The sequence below is a fragment of the Streptomyces sp. CHD11 genome, assembly GCF_018638295.1.
In the GTDB taxonomy this organism is placed as follows: Bacteria; Actinomycetota; Actinomycetes; order Streptomycetales; family Streptomycetaceae; genus Streptomyces.
In genome coordinates this window covers 89,533-107,951 of sequence record NZ_JABTTS010000021.1, presented here as the reverse complement: position 1 = coordinate 107,951, position 18,419 = coordinate 89,533, and the positions used below count along the sequence as shown (strand labels likewise).

The 18,419-nt window shown below is 72.1% G+C and carries 14 protein-coding genes; 2 read left to right on the top strand and 12 right to left on the bottom strand.

Annotated elements, in window-relative coordinates; all coding sequences use genetic code 11:
- Positions 1–482 precede the first annotated feature (482 nt).
- Positions 483–1,490, bottom strand: a complete 1,008-nt coding sequence (locus HTV45_RS21025; RefSeq protein ID WP_215207370.1) for a stage II sporulation protein M — start codon at positions 1,488–1,490, stop codon at positions 483–485.
- 93 nt (positions 1,491–1,583) lie between these two features.
- On the opposite strand from HTV45_RS21025, the gene HTV45_RS21020 reads away from it, so the two are divergent.
- Entirely contained in the window at positions 1,584–2,582 is a 999-nt protein-coding gene (locus HTV45_RS21020) for an RDD family protein (protein ID WP_215207369.1), read from the top strand.
- 35 nt (positions 2,583–2,617) lie between these two features.
- On the opposite strand, the gene HTV45_RS21015 is transcribed toward HTV45_RS21020, so the two are convergent.
- From HTV45_RS21015 to HTV45_RS20980, 8 genes are all read right to left on the bottom strand, one after another.
- Positions 2,618–3,232 carry a hypothetical protein gene (locus tag HTV45_RS21015; RefSeq protein ID WP_215207368.1) on the bottom strand — a complete coding sequence of 205 codons (615 nt, stop codon included), beginning with the start codon at positions 3,230–3,232 and terminating at the stop codon, positions 2,618–2,620.
- Positions 3,233–3,380: 148 nt separating this feature from the next.
- Complete coding sequence (gene ahcY, locus HTV45_RS21010; protein WP_215207367.1) at positions 3,381–4,838, bottom strand: adenosylhomocysteinase; 1,458 nt, start codon at positions 4,836–4,838, stop codon at positions 3,381–3,383.
- 311 nt (positions 4,839–5,149) lie between these two features.
- Entirely contained in the window at positions 5,150–6,130 is a 981-nt protein-coding gene (locus HTV45_RS21005; RefSeq protein ID WP_215207366.1) for a cation diffusion facilitator family transporter, read from the bottom strand.
- A 148-nt stretch (positions 6,131–6,278) separates the two neighbouring features.
- Entirely contained in the window at positions 6,279–7,430 is a 1,152-nt protein-coding gene (gene manA / locus HTV45_RS21000; protein ID WP_215207365.1) for a mannose-6-phosphate isomerase, class I, read from the bottom strand.
- 60 nt (positions 7,431–7,490) lie between these two features.
- Complete coding sequence (locus HTV45_RS20995; RefSeq protein WP_215207364.1) at positions 7,491–8,618, bottom strand: SIS domain-containing protein; 1,128 nt, start codon at positions 8,616–8,618, stop codon at positions 7,491–7,493.
- A gap of 124 nt (positions 8,619–8,742) precedes the next feature.
- On the bottom strand, positions 8,743–8,913 hold the full coding sequence (locus HTV45_RS20990) for a Trm112 family protein (protein WP_215207363.1): 171 nt from the start codon (positions 8,911–8,913) through the stop codon (positions 8,743–8,745).
- Positions 8,914–9,280: 367 nt separating this feature from the next.
- On the bottom strand, positions 9,281–10,648 hold the full coding sequence (locus tag HTV45_RS20985) for a phosphomannomutase/phosphoglucomutase (RefSeq protein WP_215207362.1): 1,368 nt from the start codon (positions 10,646–10,648) through the stop codon (positions 9,281–9,283).
- A 208-nt stretch (positions 10,649–10,856) separates the two neighbouring features.
- On the bottom strand, positions 10,857–11,279 hold the full coding sequence (locus HTV45_RS20980; RefSeq protein ID WP_215207361.1) for a DUF3499 domain-containing protein: 423 nt from the start codon (positions 11,277–11,279) through the stop codon (positions 10,857–10,859).
- 282 nt (positions 11,280–11,561) lie between these two features.
- Here HTV45_RS20980 and HTV45_RS20975 point away from each other — a divergent pair, with 282 nt between their 5' ends.
- A complete protein-coding gene (locus tag HTV45_RS20975; RefSeq protein WP_215207360.1) occupies positions 11,562–12,011 on the top strand; it encodes a metallopeptidase family protein in 450 nt (149 codons plus the stop codon).
- 60 nt (positions 12,012–12,071) lie between these two features.
- Here the strand turns inward: HTV45_RS20975 and HTV45_RS20970 are convergent, their stop codons facing one another.
- From HTV45_RS20970 to HTV45_RS20960, 3 genes are all read right to left on the bottom strand, one after another.
- Positions 12,072–13,661, bottom strand: a complete 1,590-nt coding sequence (locus tag HTV45_RS20970) for a DUF5719 family protein (protein WP_215207359.1) — start codon at positions 13,659–13,661, stop codon at positions 12,072–12,074.
- Entirely contained in the window at positions 13,658–17,305 is a 3,648-nt protein-coding gene (locus HTV45_RS20965) for a glycosyltransferase (RefSeq protein ID WP_251692471.1), read from the bottom strand. The genes HTV45_RS20970 and HTV45_RS20965 overlap by 4 nt, the downstream gene beginning before the upstream one ends.
- Positions 17,306–17,611: 306 nt before the next feature.
- Entirely contained in the window at positions 17,612–17,875 is a 264-nt protein-coding gene (locus tag HTV45_RS20960) for a WhiB family transcriptional regulator (protein ID WP_003975777.1), read from the bottom strand.
- Between the last annotated feature and the right edge of the window lie 544 nt (positions 17,876–18,419).

Sequence of the window (18,419 nt, the reverse complement as noted above, 5' to 3'; positions counted from 1 at the left end):
CGCTGTGTTTTTCTTCAAAGGAACCTCGACCATCCGAAACCGGATGGACGGGGTATCAACATATCTGGCGTTGACTTTTGGCACGCTGTTGAGTTCTCAAGGAACGGACGCTTCCTTTGTACTCACCCTCTCGGGCTTTCCTCCGGGCTTCCCTTCGGTCTTGCGTTTCCGACTCTATCAGATCTTCCAGACCCGATTTCCTCGGTGCTTTCCAGGTTCACGCTTTCGCGCTTTTCCTTTCCGGCGGTTCCGACTTTATCAGAGGCTTCGGGGCGGACTGACCGGCCCTAGTTTTCCGATTTATCGGGAGGTGCTTCCGCGAAATCAACGTTTCGTCGAGAAGCGGAAGATGTTCACTGTAGCCTTCCGGGTTCAGACCCCGTCTCCAGGCAACTGTTCAAATCTACCTCCCCGCACATTCCGTGTCAACGGTCCCTGCGGGGCGAAGAGGAGACTAGCAGCTCAACGGACCGTTCCGCACATCAGGCGGCCGTGGGCACGTCGGCGCTGCGTTCCGACGCCTCGAGGTCACCCGTTCCGCCGGCGCGTGCTGCGCGTCCCCCCACGACATAGACGTAGACCAGGAAGGCCAGCTCGGCCACGACACCGATGGTGATGCGCGCCCAGGTGGGCAGGCCCGACGGGGTCACGAAGCCTTCGATGGCACCGGAGACGAAGAGGACCAGGGCGAGGCCGATCGCCATGGCGAGGGCCGCGCGGCCCTCTTCCGCGAGGGCCGTGCGCCGGGTGCGCGGGCCCGGGTCGATGACGGTCCAGCCGAGCCGGAGACCGGTCCCGGCGGCGACGAAGACGGCGGTGAGTTCCAGCAGGCCGTGCGGCAGCACGAGACCGAGGAAGGTGTCGAGCCGGCCGGCGGAGGACATCAGCCCGAAGCCGACACCGAGGTTGAGCATGTTCTGGAAGAGGATCCAGAGGACCGGCAGGCCCAGGAAGACCCCCAGGATCAGGCAGAGGGCCGCGGCCCAGGCGTTGTTCGTCCAGACCTGGGCGGCGAAGGACGCCGCGGGGTTGCTCGAGTAGTAGGTCTCGTACTGACCGCCGGGGCGGGTGAGCTCACGCAGCTCGCTGGGGGCCGCGATGGATGCCTGTACTTCGGGATGGGTGCTGATCCACCAGCCGAGCAGTGCCGCCACCGCTGTGGAGAGCAGTGCCGTGGGTACCCACCAGTGGCGTGCCCGGTAGACGGCGGCCGGGAAGCTGTGGGTCAGGAAGCGCGTGACGTCCCGCCAGGATGCCCGGCGTGCACCCGTCACCGCACTGCGCGCGCGTGCCACCAATTGGCTGAGCCTGCCGGTCAGCTGTGGATCGGGAGCGGCCGACTGGATCAGCGAGAGGTGGGTCGCCGTGCGCTGGTAGAGGAGGACGAGTTCGTCGGCCTCCGCGCCGGTGAGTCGGCGCTGGCGCCGGAGGAGGGCGTCGAGGCGGTCCCACTCCGCGCGGTGGGCGGAGACGAAGACGTCGAGGTCCATCGGTGTGCCTGCTCCTCGGCTGTGCGTCGACGGTCGGGTCATCAGCTTGGCAGACTGGCGGTGTTCGGGGCAGGCCAGGAAAGGGCGACGGACGTGAGTGAGCTGGTGACGGGCGAGGCGGTGGCGCTGGAGTTGCGCCCTGCGAGGCTTCCCAGCAGGGCGCTGGCGGTCCTGCTCGATCTGGCGGCCGCCGTGGCCGTGTACATCGCGGTGACCATCGGTCTTGTGGCCGCCACGGCCTCTCTGGACGAGGCGGCGCGGACGGCGATATCGATCTCCGCGTTCCTCCTGTTGTTGGTGGGCGGGCCGATCGCGGTGGAGACGCTCAGTCACGGGCGGTCGCTCGGGAAGATGGCGTGCGGGCTGCGGGTGGTGCGGGACGACGGGGGGCCGATCCGGTTCCGGCATGCGCTGGTGCGTGGCCTGATCGGTGTGATCGAGATCCTGATGACCCTCGGGGTGGTGGCCGTCGTCGCCTCGCTGGTCTCCGCGCGTGGCCGTCGGCTGGGGGATGTGTTCGCGGGGACCTTGGTGGTGCGGGAGCGGATACCGGCGGGGCACGCGGGTTTCGTGCCGCCGCCTCCGCCGTGGCTGGCGGGGCGTTTCTCCGGGCTCGATCTGTCGGCGGTGCCCGATGGTCTGTGGCTCGCCGTCCGTCAGTACCTGACACGGATGCGGCAGCTGGATCCGGCGGTCGGCTGGTCGATGGCGGAGCGGCTGGCGGCGGACCTGGCGGAGCGTACGGGGGCGCCGGTGCCGCCGGGGGTGCCGCCCGCGGCCTATCTGGCGGCGGTGCTGCAGGAGCGGCAGGTCCGCGAGGCGCGGCGGACGTTCGCGAACGGTGCCACGGCGGAGGGCGGCCAGGCCGGTACCGCCGGTCCGGCGGGGGTCGCGGGTGTCCATGCCCCGCCCGTGCAGCCCTCCGCGTCCCTCCCCGTGGCCGGGCCGCCGGGTGGGTGGCCCGGAGCCGGGTCCGGTGCGCGGCCCGTCGGAGGACCGCCGGCCGTTCCGCCGGTGGGCCAGGGGCCCGGGGTGACGCCGGACGGCGCGTCGGCCGATCGGCCCGCGACCGGGTTCGCACCGCCGGCGTAGACGCCTTCGGAGGTGCCGTCGGGCGGGTGCTGCCGTCAGGCGAGGGCCGACGGCGGTGATGCGAGCTCCTCGAGCTCGATGCCGGGAGCCGCGAGGACCACGTCGCCGGCGAGGTGCACGGTGTGCTGTTCGCCCGTGTCCAGAGCGGTGACCTGGTAGGCGTCCACGGTCAGGGGGCCACTGTCAGTGGCGTGTGTTTCTCTCTTCACCAACGCCCACGACTGGTCCAGGGTGCGCGGGGCGAGGACCGGGTCCGTGAGGGCGACGAGGCGTACGCGGGTGGCCGTGGAGGAGGGGGTGAGGCGCAGCAGACGGGCGGTGGCGACGAGGAACGCTGGGGACGAGCCGGTGAAGGCGTGGGCGCGCACGTTGCCTTCGGTGGCGTGGGCTCCGGTGGGGTCGGTGCGGACCCAGGTGACGCCGTCGATGGCGGCGCCGCGGACCTGCCAGCTCGCGGCGTGGAGTTCGAGGCGGATGGGGCGGCCGAGTTCGTCGAGGGCGAGGTCGACCGAGCCCAGGTGATCGCCGGAGGGGGTGGTGAGCCGGGAGACGTAGCGCCAGCCGGAAGGACCGGGGGCGCACTGGAAGTGCTCGTCCGCGAGGGGGGTGTGGTCGTGCGGATCGTGGAGCGCGTAGCGGCCGCGGGGCATGGGGGTCCTGGGTCGTGACGGGCTGGGCCGGTCTCCGGTCCGTCCATGGAGCAGGCCCCCGACACGGGGGTGCGGGGGCCTGCCTCGGTGGACCGGGTGCCGGGGAGCGCGTCCGTGCGCGGACGCGCTCCCCGCCGGGGTCCTCGGCTCAGTAGCGGTAGTGGTCCGACTTGTACGGGCCCTCGACCTCCACGCCGATGTACTCGGCCTGCTCGGGGCGGAGGGTGGTCAGCTTCACGCCGAGCGCGTCGAGGTGGAGGCGGGCGACCTTCTCGTCGAGGTGCTTGGGCAGCACGTAGACACCGGTCGGGTACTCGTCGGGCTTGGTGAACAGCTCGATCTGGGCCAGGGTCTGGTCCGCGAAGGAGTTGGACATCACGAACGACGGGTGGCCGGTCGCGTTGCCCAGGTTCAGCAGGCGGCCCTCGGAAAGGAGGATGATCTTCTTGCCGTCGGGGAAGGTCCAGGTGTGGACCTGCGGCTTGATCTCGTCCTTGACGATGCCGGGGACCTTGGCGAGGCCGGCCATGTCGATCTCGTTGTCGAAGTGGCCGATGTTGCCCACGATCGCCTGGTGCTTCATCTTGGCCATGTCCGAGGCCATGATGATGTCCTTGTTGCCGGTCGTGGTGACGAAGATGTCGGCCTGGCCGACGATCTCGTCGAGGGTCGTGACCTGGTACCCGTCCATCGCCGCCTGCAGGGCGCAGATCGGGTCGATCTCGGTGATGATCACGCGGGCGCCCTGGCCGCGCAGGGACTCCGCGCAGCCCTTGCCCACGTCGCCGTAGCCGAACACGACGGCGGTCTTGCCGCCGATCAGGGTGTCGGTGGCGCGGTTGATGCCGTCGATCAGGGAGTGGCGGCAGCCGTACTTGTTGTCGAACTTCGACTTGGTGACGGCGTCGTTCACGTTGATCGCCGGGAACAGGAGGATGCCGTCGCGCTGCATCTCGTACAGGCGGTGGACGCCGGTGGTGGTCTCCTCGGTGACACCGCGGATCTCGGAGGAGAGCTGGGTCCACTTCTGCGGGTTCTCGCCCAGGGTGCGGTTGAGCAGTTCGAGCACGACGCGGTGCTCGTCGGACTCGGCGGTGTCGGGCGAGGGGGCCTTGCCGTCCTTCTCGTACTCGACGCCCTTGTGCACGAGGAGGGTGGCGTCACCCCCGTCGTCGAGGATCATGTTGGGGCCGCCGGTGGGGCTGTCCGGCCAGGTCAGCGCCTGCTCGGTGCACCACCAGTACTCCTCGAGGGTCTCGCCCTTCCAGGCGAAGACGGGGATGCCCCGCGGGTCGTCGGGCGTGCCGTCCGGGCCGACGGCGATGGCGGCCGCGGCGTGGTCCTGGGTGGAGAAGATGTTGCAGGACGCCCAGCGGACCCGGGCGCCGAGGGCGACCAGGGTCTCGATGAGGACCGCGGTCTGCACGGTCATGTGGAGGGAGCCGGTGACCCGGGCGCCGGCCAGGGGCTGGGCCTCGGCGTACTCCTTGCGGATCGCCATCAGGCCGGGCATCTCGTGCTCGGCGAGGGTGATCTCCTTGCGGCCGAACTCGGCCAGGGAGAGGTCGGCGACCTTGAAGTCCTGTCGGTTGTCGACAGTCGTCATGAGGGGCTGCTCCTCGGGGTGTGGGTCGAGGTGGGTACGGCTGGTCTGCGCGGCGGCGGACACAGGGGTGCCCCGAAGAGGACACAGGCATGCCCGCGTGCGCGCAGCGCAGTCCGTCGGAGGCCCTCTCTCCCTCGGCCGGTCCCGGTGGGACCGCCCGACCGCCATCAGCAGCGACGTCTGGCTCCGTCCCAAGCTACACCGCCCGGCCCGGCGGCCCCCAGTCCGGCCGCGTACACATCCGGCCGATCTGGGGGCCGGCCGGACGCGTCGTGCGGAGGGCGGCCGGCCCGGCGCGCGTGATCAGTACCTCAGTGACCGGTCTCCGGCTGGGCGGGGCCGCCGGGGCTGGCCAGGGGGTCGGGGCCCTTGGAGGCTTCGGTCTCGCTGTAGATGTCCGGCTCCAGGTAGATCACCCGGGCGATCGGTACGGCCTGGCGGATGCGGGACTCGGCGGCGTCGATGGCGGAGGCCACCTCGGTGGCGGTGTTGTCGTGGCGGACGGCGATCTTCGCGGCGACCAGCAGTTCCTCCGGGCCGAGGTGGAGGGTGCGCATGTGGATGACGCGGGTGACGGTGTCACCGTCCACGGCGGCGGCCTCGATCTTCCGGGCCTCCTCGGGGCCCGCGGCCTCACCCAGCAGCAGGGACTTGGTCTCGACGGCGAGGATGAGGGCGATCAGGATGAGCAGGACGCCGATGCAGAGGGTGCCGATGCCGTCCCAGACGCTGTCGCCGGTGGCCAGGGCCATACCGACACCGCCGAGGGCGAGGACGAGACCGACGAGCGCGCCGAGGTCCTCCAGGAGGACGACCGGCAGCTCGGGCGCCTTGGAGTGGCGGACGAACTCCTTCCAGGAGCGGCCGCCGCGCACGGCGTTGGACTCCTGGATGGCGGTGCGGAAGGAGAAGCACTCCACGATGATCGCGAAGACGAGGACGCCGACCGGCCAGTACCAGTGCGTCAGCTCGTGCGGGTGCTTGATCTTCTCGTAGCCCTCGTAGAGGGCGAACATGCCACCGACGGAGAAGAGCACGATGGAGACGAGGAAGGCGTAGATGTAGCGCTCGCGGCCGTAGCCGAAGGGGTGCTGCGGGGTGGCCTGGCGCTGTGCCCTCTTGCCGCCGAGGAGCAGCAGGCCCTGGTTGCCGGAGTCGGCGAGCGAGTGCACGGACTCGGCGAGCATCGAAGAGGAACCACTGAAGACAAACGCCACGAACTTCGCTACCGCGATCGCGAGATTCGCGACGAGTGCCGCCACGATCGCCTTGGTGCCGCCTGACGCGCTCATGTGTTCGCGTTGTCCCTTCGTACGCCGTGTGGAGCCCTGGGCGGGCGTGTTCGTACGCCGTCGCCCGTGACTTGGCCCGCCTTGTGGCGGTGGGACATTGTTGCAGTCCGGTCCGGTGCCGGCGTGGCGGATCGTCGGCCGGGGGTGTTCAGACGACGACCGTGGCACGGAACAGCGTTCCGGTACCCGCCACTTCGGCCTTCTCACCTGCCGGGACGAACACGGAGGTGCCCGGGGACAGTTCGTGCTCGCCCACCCGGACGGAACCCGCGGTGCAGAGCAGGATCTGCGGGGTGGTGAGGGTGAGGTCGTGCGCGGTGCCGGCCTCGGGGAGGACGTAGCGGGAGAGGCGGAACTCGTCGACGGGGGTCTCGTAGACCTCCTCGCCGTCGGGGCCGGCCTCCGGGCGCAGGACGCCGGGGTCGCGGGCCTCGAAGCGGACGATGCGCAGGAGTTCGGGGACGTCGACGTGTTTGGGTGTCAGTCCGCAGCGCAGGACGTTGTCGGAGTTGGCCATGATCTCGACGGCGAGGCCGTCGAGGTAGGCGTGCGGGACTCCGGCGCCGAGGAAGAGCGCCTCACCCGGCTGCAGCCGGACGTGGTTGAGGAGCATCGCGGCGATGACCCCGGGGTCGCCCGGGTAGTGGTGGGCGATCCCGGCATACGGGGCGTAGTCGCCGCCGAGGCGGTCACAGGCGGCGGCGGTCTCGGCGACCGTCCGGGCCATCTCCTCGGGGTCGGCGGTGAGGATCGCGGTGAGGACCTCGCGCAGGGCGGCCTCTTCGGGGCGGGCGTGCAGCAGATCGGCGTACGGTTTGAGGGAGTCCACACCGAGGCCCTCAAGGAGCGCGGCGGCGCGCGACGGCTCGCGGAAACCGCACAGGCCGTCGAACTCGGTGAGGGCGCAGACCAGTTCCGGCTTGTGGTTGGCGTCCCGGTAGTTGCGGTGCGAGGCGGTCACGGGGACGCCGCGGCGCTCCTCGTCCGCGTAACCGTCCTTCGCCTGGGCCAGGTCGGGGTGGACCTGGAGGGAGAGCGGGGATCCGGCGGCGAGGAGTTTGAGGAGGAAGGGCAGCCGGGGGCCGAACCTGGCGACCGACTCGGGGCCGAGTTCCTTCTCCGGTGCCGCCTCGATGACCTCTGCGAGGGTGCCCCGGCCGGTGCGCGAGGGTGCGCCCTGGTGGGCGCCCATCCACATCTCCGCCTGCGGCTCACCGGTGGGCTCGGTGCCGAGCAGCCGCGGGATGGCGGTGGTGGAACCCCAGGCGTAGGGGCGGATGGTGTTGTCGAGGCGGTCCATGGGTTCTCCGCGTTCCTTCTGCCGGTTCTCGTGCGTGACGTCAGGGGTTCCCGGTCATGATCAGGCCTTCGAGGCGAGCGCCAGGTAAACGGCGGCGAAATCCGTGACGGCGATCAGTTCCGCGAGGGTCTCCAGTTCGCCTCCCGCCTGCGGTTCCAGCTCGCTGATCGGTGTGTCGTGGGTGAGGGCCAGTTCACGGGCGGCAGGAGCCGCGGTGAGGCCGCCGATGGGGCGGTCGCGGAGCAGCACCACGCGGGCGTGCAGGGCGGGCGCCTCCTCCACGCGGTCCCGGAAGAAGTCGTCCGGGTCCGCGCCGGCGGCGAGCCGTCCGGCGAGCAGGGCTTCGTGTGCGGCGAGCGCCTCGGGAAGTTCGGCCACGACGGCCGGCTTGCCGGACAGCTCGGCGAGCGCGGCGGTGAACCGGCGGCCGGCCGGACCGGCCGAGACTCCCTCGGTCCACACGACGGGCAGCGCGTCGGCCAGTTCCGCGGCCAGCGTCTTGGCGGGGTTGCTGTACGTCACGATGGCGGGCCCGCAGCGTTCGGCGATGCCGTCGAGACGGTCGGCGGTCTTCTGCAGCGCCTCGGGCGGGGCGGTGACCAGGCCGGTACGGTCCAGGAGCGCGAGCAGCGGGGTCAGCAGCGCCCACAGCACGCCGGAGGAGGCACCCGCGAGGGGTTCCTCGTGATCGTACGGAGCGGTGGCCATGGGGATGAACATGCCGTGGGAGCCGCTGACCGCTTCGGCGAGCGGGGAGCGTGCGGGGGCGACGGCGACGACGGTGCAGCCGCGGCGGTAGGCCTGCTCGGAGAGCAGGGCCAGGCCGGGTTCGGCGCCGTCCGGCGTGGCGATGAGCAGCAGATCGACGGAGCCGGCCCAGCCGGGCAGTTCCCAGCGCAGGGCGCCCGCGGCGGGTGCGACGCCGGTGGGGGCGAGCCGGGTGACGGGGCTGCCGGCGCCGGCCAGGGTGCCGAGGAGGTCGGCGGCCTGGGTGGCGGCGGCGCCGGGGCCGGCGATGAGCACCGCGCGGGGGCGGCCGTCGGGCTTGAGATCGTTGACGCCGGCTTCGGCGGCGTGCCGTACGGCGGTGCGGACGCGGGCGCCGGCTTCGGCGGCGCCGCGGAGCAGTGCGCGGCGGTCGGCCTCGGCGAGGCCCTCCGGTGAGTCGAGCAGCGATTCGTCGAGCATGTGCGACAGGCTCCGATCTCGGATCGGCGGGGCGCGGGTCCGCGGTTTCGCGCGGGTTTCCTTTGCGCGGGTTCCCTATGCGCGGGTTTCCTTTGCGCGGGTTCTCGGTTGTCCGGATACCCGGTTACCCGGGGCGGCGGGCCTCGTCGACGAGGAGTACGGGGATGCCGTCGCGGACCGGGTAGGCGAGGCCGCAGTCCTGGCCGGTGCAGGTCAGCTCGGTGTCCTGCTCCTCGAGGGGGGAGTGGCAGGCCGGGCAGGCGAGGATTTCCAGGAGGCCGGCTTCGAGTGGCATGAGGGTTCCTTCGCTGGGTGGATGTGCTGGTCAGGGTACCGCCGGTGGGGGGTGGATCGTGGGCTGGGTCGTGCGGTAGCCGGTGCCGGGGCTGGGCGGGGGTGGGTTGTTGCGTGGCCGGCGTGGGGTTCGGCGGGGGTGGGTTGCGCAGCCCGGCGCTTGCGGGGTGCCGTCGCGCCCACCCGTGCCGCCCAGCGGCACGACTGCCCGCGGGGAGCGCGGGCGCGGGAGCGCGAGGGCGGCATGACACGGCAGGACGCGGGAGCGGGGGCGCCAGCAGCCGCGGGAGCGGTACGACTGCCCGCGGGAGCGCGGGGCGCGGGCGCGGGGCTGTCGTCGGAGTGGTTGGGCGGGGCAGGGGGTTGGGCTAGGACCTGATGATTTTCAGGGCCTCGTCCCTGATTTTCGTCATCGTGGGTTCGTCGCGAGCCTCCGCGTTCAGGCGGAGGAGGGGTTCGGTGTTGGAGGGGCGGACGTTGAACCACCAGTCGGCGGAGGTGACGGTGAGGCCGTCCAGTTCGTCGAGGGTGATGCCCTCGCGGCCCTCGTAGGCGGCGCGGATCGCGGCGAGCCGGGCCGTCTGGTCGTCGACGGTGGAGTTGATCTCACCGGAGCCGGTGTACCGGTCGTACTGGGCGACCAGGCCGGAGAGCGGGCCCCCCTGCCCGCCGAGGGCGGCGAGGACGTGCAGGGCGGCCAGCATGCCCGTGTCGGCGTTCCAGAAGTCGCGGAAGTAGTAGTGCGCGGAGTGCTCCCCGCCGAAGATCGCGCCGGTTCTGGCCATCTCGGCCTTGATGAAGGAGTGGCCCACGCGGGTGCGTTCGGGGGTGCCGCCGTTCTCCCTCACGACCTCGGGGACCGACCAGGACGTGATCAGGTTGTGGATGATGCTGCCCTTGCCGCCGTTGCGGGCCAGCTCGCGGGCGGCGACCAGGGCGGTGATCGCGGACGGCGGGACCGGCTCACCCCGTTCGTCGACGACGAAGCAGCGGTCGGCGTCGCCGTCGAAGGCGAGGCCGATGTCGGCGTCCTCCTCGCGGACCCGCTTCCGCAGGTCGACGAGGTTGGCCGGGTCGAGGGGGTTGGCCTCGTGGTTGGGGAAGGTGCCGTCGAGCTGGAAGTACATCGGGACGAGCGTGAGCGGCAGACCGGCGAAGACCGTCGGCACGGTGTGCCCGCCCATGCCGTTGCCCGCGTCGACGACGACCTTCAGGGGGCGGATGGAGGTCAGCTCGACGAGTGAGCACAGGTATGCCGCGTAGTCGTCCAGCGTGTCGCGCCGGGTGATCTTCCCCGGGGTGCCCGCGGCCGGCGCCGGGGTGCCCGACTCGCTCCACCGCTCGACGAGCTCCCGGATCTCCGCCAGGCCCGTGTCCTGGCCGACCGGTGCGGCGCCCGCACGGCAGAGCTTGATGCCGTTGTAGCGCGCCGGGTTGTGCGAGGCGGTGAACATCGCGCCCGGGAGGTTCAGGCTGCCCGAGGCGTAGTAGAGCTGGTCGGTCGAGCAGAGGCCGATCTCGGTCACATCGACCCCGAGAGCCGCGGCACCCCGCGCGAACGCACCCGACAGGCCGGGCGACGACGCCCTCATGTCGTGGCCGGTGACGATGGCCGTCGCGCCGGTCACCCGGGCGAAGGCGGCACCGAAAAGCTCGGCGAGCGTCTCGTCCCACTGGTCGGGGACGACCCCGCGCACGTCGTACGCCTTCACGATCTGCGAGAGATCAGCAGCCACGGCCAGCCTTTCCGGAGGTTCTGTCGGTCATACAAACTACCCGCAGGGCGTGACGGCCCGGTCGCGGCCGCCCGACGTCCGTGCGCGTCCGGGGCAGCGTCCGGCCGGGTACCGCGCCATGCCCTGCCCCACCACGACGGCCGCACGGACGGCGGTATCCCTGGCTACGGGTGCTACGGACAGCAGGCGGACAGGGATCGCGCCCCGGTCAGTTGTCCGGTGAGCGCAGGACACGCAGGTGGCCGCGGCGTGCGACCTCCATGGGGTCGGCCCTGCGGGCGCCGGCGGCGCCTCCCGCCGCGCGCTCCTGGGGCCGGGCGGCCTCGCGCACCGCGTTCGCCAGCGCTTCCAGGTCGTCCCCGCTGGGCTGGGCCGGGGCCGAGCCGTCGAGCAGGCGGACGACTTCCCAGCCGCGCGGCGCGGTGAGACGCTCGGAGTGCTCGGCGCACAGGTCGTAGCAGTGCGGCTCGGCATAGGTGGCGAGGGGGCCGAGGACCGCGGTCGAGTCGGCGTAGACGTACGTCAGCGTCGCGACGGCGGGACGGCCGCAGGCGGTGCGCGAACAGCGACGTACAGGGCTCACGATGTTGGACGGTACCGCACTCTTGAGCGGGCCGCGACGACTCCCCACCCGGTCACTCCTCCGTGTCGTGGTGCGCAACGTCCGGCGTATCCCTTTGGCCATGCCTTGCTGACCTGGGTCGACGTACAGGGCCGGAACGCCGGACGGTACTGATTCCGGTCACCAGTTGGTGCAAACACTGCCAATCAGCTTGAGACCAACGGTCTTGGGGGGTGCAAAATCGAGCCCAACCTTGGCTGGAATGGTCATGTTGTGACATGACACGCGGGTCGGCCCGAACGCGTGCGGGCCTCGGGCAACGCGGCCGGGTGACGACTACTCTTCGCAGTGATGGACAGCCCTGTGACTCCCCGTTCCACCGGCCCCGGGCCCCGACGCCGTGATCGCCACGGCCGGGGCATGCGCGGTCCCGTCGCTCCACCCCAGGTTCCGCTCGCCGCCAGCCGTGCGGAGACCTTCGCGGATCTGGTGCAGGACTCGGTGGAGCGGCTGGAGCGGCGCTGGCCACAGCTCACCGACATCGATTTCCTGGTGCTGGACGTACCGCGGCTGGACGGAGCGGGCGCGGGGTGGAGCGACGGGACGGTGCCGCTGGGCGGGACCGTGGCCGCCCGTGAGGGAAGGCCGGCGCGGGTGGTGGTCTACCGGCGGCCGGTCGAGATCCGGACCAAGGGACGCGACGACCGGGCGGCCCTGGTCCACGAGGTCGTGGTGGAACAGGTGGCCGACCTGCTGGGCCTCACACCCGAGACAGTGGATCCCCGGTACGGGGAGGAGTGAGCGGATCACCCCGGTCACCGGGGACGGGCGAACCCGCCCCGGCACACACCGCCGCTTCCATCACCTCTGCAGGACCGACAGGTCCTCGCGCGCCTCCGGTACCGCCACCGTCCCCCGGTCGTCCACAAGTGGCTGGACGGTGAAGAACGGGACGCCGCTCTCCGTCGCCGTGAGGGTGCGGGACGCGTAGACGGGCGTGCCGGCCTCCGGTTCGACCGTGAGCGCGTAGGTGCCCTTCACGCCCGTCGGCGCGGGCACGTCGATGTGCTGGGTCGTACCGGACTTGATCGTGTACGTCTTGGACGCCTGCGTGCCGCCCTTCGTGCCCGCCGAGGCGGTCACCTCGACCTTGGCGGTGCCCTCGGGCGCGGTCACCGCGAGAGTCGTGCCCTTCGCGGTGTTGTCCACGGCCGTCGAGCGGTCGCCGACCGGCCGGGCGGCCGGGATGAACGCCGACTCCTGCTTCTCGCCCTTGCCGCGCAGCACCCGTACCGCCGCCACGACCGGCACGGAGCCGTCCGGCGCCGTCAGCACCAGGGAGCCCGGCTCACCGCGGGTGATGTCGCCCAGGTCGACGGCGGCCGTCATGCCGCCCTTGACGTGCAGCGTCTCCTGACCGGCCGGACTGATCAGACCGGAGGGGGAGGCGAGGCGCACCGTCAGGTCGACATCGGCGTCGCGCGGGGTGAAAGCGACCAGCCGCACGGCCGTGGCGTCCTCGGGGATGCCGGGCAGGACCAGGCTGCCCGAGGGGTCGGCCGACGCGGGCAGCCAGTCGCCGCCCAGCTTGTCGTCCAGCGCCTGCACGGCCGCGCCCACCCGGCCGCTGCGGACGACGACGTGCACGGTCACGTCCGTCTGCTGCTCCTCGGTGAGCGTGGACAGCAGCACCGGCTCGGCGGAGTGCGGCCGGACCGTGATGCCCTCCCCCACCGTCGTCTTCAGGGCACCGTCCTTGCCGTAGAGCTCGATGTCCACCACGGCCGCCGCGTCGTCGGGGTTGGTCAGGTGGAGGTAGTCGGTACGGTCCTCGCCGGTGCTCGCACCCGGGAACCAGAATTCGGTGTCGGCGGGCGTGCAGGTGACTCCGTGCAGGCCCCGGCCGGTGCCCACGGTCACCTCGGTGGTCTGCTGCACGGTCCAGCCGGGCGCGAAGCTGCCCTCGGCGGTGCCGATGAGGGCCGGGGCCTCGCCTCCGGAGACGTCCCCGGTGACCGGCGTGCCGGGCTTCCCGGGCCTCAGGACCTCCTTGCCGCCGCCCCCGTCCTTCTCGTCCTTCTCGTCGTTCTCGTCCGTCGCGTCGTTCTCGTCCGTCGCGTCCTTCTCGCCCTCGTCGCCGCCCTCGTCGCCGCCCTCGTCCTCCTCGCCCTTGCCGTCGGGCTCGGGTGCCTGGGTGGCCGGGCGGAGCTGGGCCCTGCCCTCACCCTTCGCGCCCTCCGTGACCGGGGTGAAGGACGTGTAGGCCGTCTCGGCGAGGTCGGAGGAGCTCGGCTGCGGGCAGAGCAGGCTCGTGCGTTCCACCGGGAGGTGGGCCGCCGCCCTGGCCGGCTCGTCCGTCGCCCCGGCGTCGGGTGTGGACATCGCGGCGAAGCCGGTGACGGCGGCGAGCGCGGTCACGCCCGCGATCAGGGACAGGGTGGTGCGGTTCACTGCTGGCTCCCGTCGGGACGCTCGCCGCCCGTGCCATTGGGGTCGTACGGAGTGTCGTAGCCCTGCGGGTAGTTCGGGTCGTAGCCGCCCTGGTGGTACGTCGGGTCGTACGGCTGCTGCCGGCTGCCGTACGCGTACGGATCGTACTGGCCGCCCTGCTGGTAGGGGTCGGGCTGGACGGGGTGGCCGTAGGCGTCCGTCGCGTACTGCTGGTACTGGTCGGCCGGGTAGGCGGTGTCGTCCTGGCCGGCGTCGGTGTACCGCGCCGCGTCCCAGTCGCCGTAGTCGGGCTGTTGCGGGACGGGAGCGGAGGGCTGCTCCGGCGGGGCGGGCAGGTCCTCGCCGGCGACCGGTCCGCCGGGAGCGGCCTCCGCCTCCGCCTCCGCCTGGGCGCGCAGGCGGCGGGCCCGGCGGCCCTCTCCGGCGATGGCCTCGGCGGGCACGGACGGTTCCTCGGGCAGGTCGTCGTCGACGTCCCGGCGGCGGCCGGGCAGGGCCATGACGATGAGGACCAGGGCGAGCAGCCCCTGAGCCCACAGCCAGGCGGTGTGGGTGACCGGCTCGTCGTAGGTGACGTCCAGCGTGCCGCCGGAGGAGGGAAGTTCGAAACCCTGGGCCCAGTCGTCGACCGTGGTGCGCGTCAGCGGCCTGCCGTCCAGGGTGGCGGTCCAGCCCTCGGCGGTGACGTCGGCGAGGCGCAGGACACGGCCCTCGGCGCCGTCCGGGATGTCGGTGTGGATCTCGACCGGGCCGGCGGGCACGGGCACGGGCTCACCGCCGCCGTCCTTGCCGGGGACGATGCTCGCGCGGGCGACCTGCCGGTCGAGGCGCCACAGCGCGCCGCCCGCCTGCTGGCTGAGCCGGCTCAGTCCGGGCGTGGCGTCCAGGACCCGGGTGACCTCGCGCGGAGCCCCCTGGTGGACCAGAACGTAACGGACGGCGAAGCCGCCGAGCTCGTCGGCCTGGTCGGCGCCGGATCCCGCGACCAGGTTGGCGACGACCTTGTCGAGCCGCGTGTTCGCGCCGTCCACCGCGGCGGTCTCGGCGTCACCCATGCGGGCACCCGAGCCGCGGACCAGCACATAGCCGATCCGGTCGGCGGAGCCGCTGCTGAGGACGAGGGTGCGGGCCTGGTCGCTGGTGCCGCTCTCCTCGGCGACGAAGGCGGGCACCTGGACCGGGTCGCGCCGCTGCACGGGTCCGTCGGCACCGCGGATCATCCAGCCGGCCGCCAGGACCAGCGGGCCGACGGCGCAGGCGAGGGCGATCAGGGCGGCGACGGGCTGGCGCCAGCCGAAGCTCTGCTCGGCGACCCTCGAGCGTGCCCCGTCGGCGCCGAGCGCGGCGGCGGCGAGGAGGGCGATGCCGTAGACGAGGGTGGCGGGGCCCGCCCAGGCCGAGTTGTTGGACAGGACCGCGAAGACGAGCCCCACCAGGGCGGTCGCCCAGGCGGTGAGGATCGCCGTCCGGCGCTCGGAGCGGAGCAGGGCCGCGAGGGCGGCCAGCACCAGGCCGATGAGCAGCACGCCGTCGGCCGTTCCGGGGCCGCCCGGGCTCACGCCGAGCAGATCCAGGGCGGAGGCCGCCGAGGGGCCGTACTCCAGCCCGGCCTCCCGGAAGAAGCCGAACGGGAGCAGGGAGAGCGACCAGGGGGCGAGGACCAGGAGCGGAGTGCCCAGCTGGGCCAGGAAACGGAGCCCGTAGGCCGGGAGGTCGGTTCTGCGCAGGGCCAGAACGCCGATGCCGAGGACCAGGGCGATGGGCCACACGATCGGGGTGAACGCGGTCGTGACCGTGAGCACCAGTGCGTACGCCCAGGTGGCGCGCCAGCTTCCGCGGGTGCCGTCGGCGCTGGTGAGGCCGCTCGCGGCGATGCCCGCGCGGGCGGCGAGCGGCAGCAGGACGACGAGTACGGCGGTGCCGATGCGGCCCCCGGCCAGGGCGCCGGTCGCGGCGGGCAGGAAGGCGTAGGCGACGGCCGCCCACGCGCGCAGCAGCCGGGACGGGACGAGCGGGCGGGAGACGAAGTAGGCGGTGAGGCCGGCCAGCGGTACCGAGCAGACCAGGAGGATCGTGACGGCGAGGCCGGTGGAGCCGAACAGGAGCGAGGCGAAGGCCGCCACCACGGCGAGGTAGGGCGGTGCGGATCCGGTGCCGCCGGCTCCCACGGTGTGCCAGGCGTCGGTGTAGCGCGCCCACAGGTCGCCCGCGTCGGCGGGCGCGGGGAGCAGGGCGCCGCCCGCGAGCGCGCCGCCGCCGAGAAGCTGACGGCAGGCCGCGAGGGAGACCAGCAGCAGCACCAGGAAGAGCACCGGGCCCGGTTTGCGGGCGACGCGCTTGAGGCGGGCGAACTGCTCGATCTCCAGGAATTCGGCGTCGTCGCCGCCGGGCCCGGACTCGACGGCGCTGCCGTGCCGTCCCGCGCCGGAGACGGCTTCCGGATCGGAGCGGCCGACGAGGTCGCCCGCGACCTGCTCCACGGTGACGCGCACGGTCGCACCGGGTGGCGGGAACAGCGGCCGCATCTCGTCCTTGTCGGTCCCCGGGGCGCCGCGGTGGCGGCGTCCGGCGAGGATCCGCTCCGGGCGGAGCAGGGTGCCCATGAGGCCGCGGATCTCGTCGACGGCCTGCCCGGGGACCTTGCCCACGAGGTAGGCGAGGGTGCGCAGCATGCTGCCGAGGAGGACCCGGAACAGCACCCAGGGCAGCGCGGCGGTCCGGGAGTTGACGAGCAGGGTGTAGACCGCGCCCGCCTTGTCCACCTTGTGCGGGGAGGCGGAGGTGCGGCCCACGCAGTCGACGGTACGGCGCTCCCGGGAGGCGGCCTCCGCGTGCCGGACGGTGGCCTCGGGGGCGACGAGAACCCGGTGGCCGGCCGCGTGGGCGCGCCAGCACAGGTCGACGTCGTCGCGCATGAGGGGCAGGTGGCGGTCGAACCCGCCGAGCCGGTCGAAGACGTCGCGGCGGACCAGCATGCCGGCGGTGGACACCGACAGCACGGGCCGTACGTGGTCGTGCTGGCCCTGATCCTGTTCGCGGCGGTCCAGGCCGGTCCAGCGGCGCCCGGAGGCGGCGATGGAGACGCCGACCTCGAGGAGCTGCCTGCGGTCGTACCAGCCGCGGAGTTTGGGGCCGACCACGGCGACGTCGTCGCGGCCGAGCTCGTACTCGTTCTCCACCACGCGCAGCAGCTGGGCCAGCGCGTCGGGTTCGGGGGCGCAGTCGTCGTGCAGCAGCCACAGCCACTGCACCGGTTCGCCGTGCGGCAGTTCGGGCAGGTCGTAGGCGTCGTCGCGCCAGCTTCGGGTGACCGGGTCCCAGCCGCTCGGCCGCTTCAGATACGGCAGGTCGTCCGGTGTCAGGTGCGGGGCGCTGCGGTTGCACTCCTCGACCGCCTGGCCGAAGCCGGTGCGCCGGGCGAGGTGCAGCACATGGTCGTCGCCGAGGGCTTCCGCGACCAGCTGGGCGGAGTCGTCCGCGCTGCCGGTGTCGGCGCCCATGGCGAACTGGACGGGGCGCTCCTGGCCGAGCAGCCCGGCGAGCGCGTCGGGCAGCCAGCGGGCGCCGTCGTGGGAGACGAGGACCGCGGTCACCACGTGACGCGGGAACTCAGGAGTGGCAGCGAGGTCTTGCCGGGCTGCCATGTGGCTGTGCACGGACATCGAGGTACGGGCCCCGGTTCGGTGGACTGTGGGGGACGCCCGTGCCCGGTGGGGGCGGCGGGGCGTCTCGGACGAGCGACCACACTATCGGCTGGGCACCACAGCGGCCCGCCGCCTGTGGACAAGCCATCTGCGACGGGCCTTAAGCGACGTATGTACGAAGTGACGTGTGTGCGGGGAAGACACGCGCCGGCCGGCGTACGGCCTGGATGCCGGCATCCGGAAGGGCGTGCCGCCGTACGACGGTGCCGCGCCGTGCCGTGCCGTACGACGGTGCCGTGCCGTGCGTCAGACGGCCGCCTTCTTCAGCCGGCGCCGCTCCCGCTCGGACAGACCGCCCCAGATACCGAAGCGCTCGTCGTTGGCGAGGGCGTACTCGAGGCATTCGGAGCGGACCTCGCAGGCGAGACAGACCTTCTTGGCCTCCCGGGTCGAGCCGCCCTTCTCGGGGAAGAAGGACTCGGGGTCGGTCTGGGCGCACAGCGCGCGCTCCTGCCAGCCGAGCTCCTCGTCCGCGTCGTCGACCAGCAGTTGCTGCACCAGCTCGGTCATGTGCGCCCCTCGTCCGTCTTTCGCGTCCCCGTGATCCAGCCGTTACCGATCCCGGCTGAACGACACGAGTGAAATTACAAGTGTGCTGCTCCGGGCGAGTCAAGCCGAGATCTGCTATTGGGCCCCTTATTCACTCTGCGGAACCAAGGCCGAGCGGAAAGTGTTCAAATCACCTTAAACCTTGACACCTAGAGGGGATCCGCGGGGTTCCACTCCCCCACACAGAGCCTCTGTGGGTAAGACGCCCAGGAGATCGATCCCGTTGCGACGCCCGCGACGAAGCGAACCGGATCACAGTCGGATCACGGAATCGCAACGGCGCGCGCGGTGCTCGGCCGTGCGCACCTTGTGTCCCGGGGAACGAATGAGCAAACCTTTCGCCTGCGAAATGAACCGGATGAGGTGAACCACGTCCCACACAACGGGCGTCGAGTTGACAGTGAAGGAGTGAACCGCTGTCCTAGGGGGCATGCTCGCGAATCCGGCACTCACCCCGACCCGCTCCGCCGGGTTCCCCGGTGCTGCCCACGCTCGCTGTAGCTGT

Excerpts from the sequence above, each read along its gene's own strand:
- ahcY (WP_215207367.1), bottom strand. The coding sequence starts at position 4,838 with ATGACGACTGTCGACAACCGACAGGACTTCAAGGTCGCCGACCTCTCC.
- HTV45_RS21015 (WP_215207368.1), bottom strand. The coding sequence starts at position 3,232 with ATGCCCCGCGGCCGCTACGCGCTCCACGATCCGCACGACCACACCCCC.
- HTV45_RS21025 (WP_215207370.1), bottom strand. The coding sequence starts at position 1,490 with ATGGACCTCGACGTCTTCGTCTCCGCCCACCGCGCGGAGTGGGACCGC.
- manA (WP_215207365.1), bottom strand. The coding sequence starts at position 7,430 with ATGGACCGCCTCGACAACACCATCCGCCCCTACGCCTGGGGTTCCACC.
- HTV45_RS21005 (WP_215207366.1), bottom strand. The coding sequence starts at position 6,130 with ATGAGCGCGTCAGGCGGCACCAAGGCGATCGTGGCGGCACTCGTCGCG.
- HTV45_RS20975 (WP_215207360.1), top strand. The coding sequence starts at position 11,562 with ATGGACAGCCCTGTGACTCCCCGTTCCACCGGCCCCGGGCCCCGACGC.
- HTV45_RS20960 (WP_003975777.1), bottom strand. The coding sequence starts at position 17,875 with ATGACCGAGCTGGTGCAGCAACTGCTGGTCGACGACGCGGACGAGGAG.
- HTV45_RS20990 (WP_215207363.1), bottom strand. The coding sequence starts at position 8,913 with ATGCCACTCGAAGCCGGCCTCCTGGAAATCCTCGCCTGCCCGGCCTGC.
- HTV45_RS20965 (WP_251692471.1), bottom strand. The coding sequence starts at position 17,305 with ATGGCAGCCCGGCAAGACCTCGCTGCCACTCCTGAGTTCCCGCGTCAC.
- HTV45_RS20995 (WP_215207364.1), bottom strand. The coding sequence starts at position 8,618 with ATGCTCGACGAATCGCTGCTCGACTCACCGGAGGGCCTCGCCGAGGCC.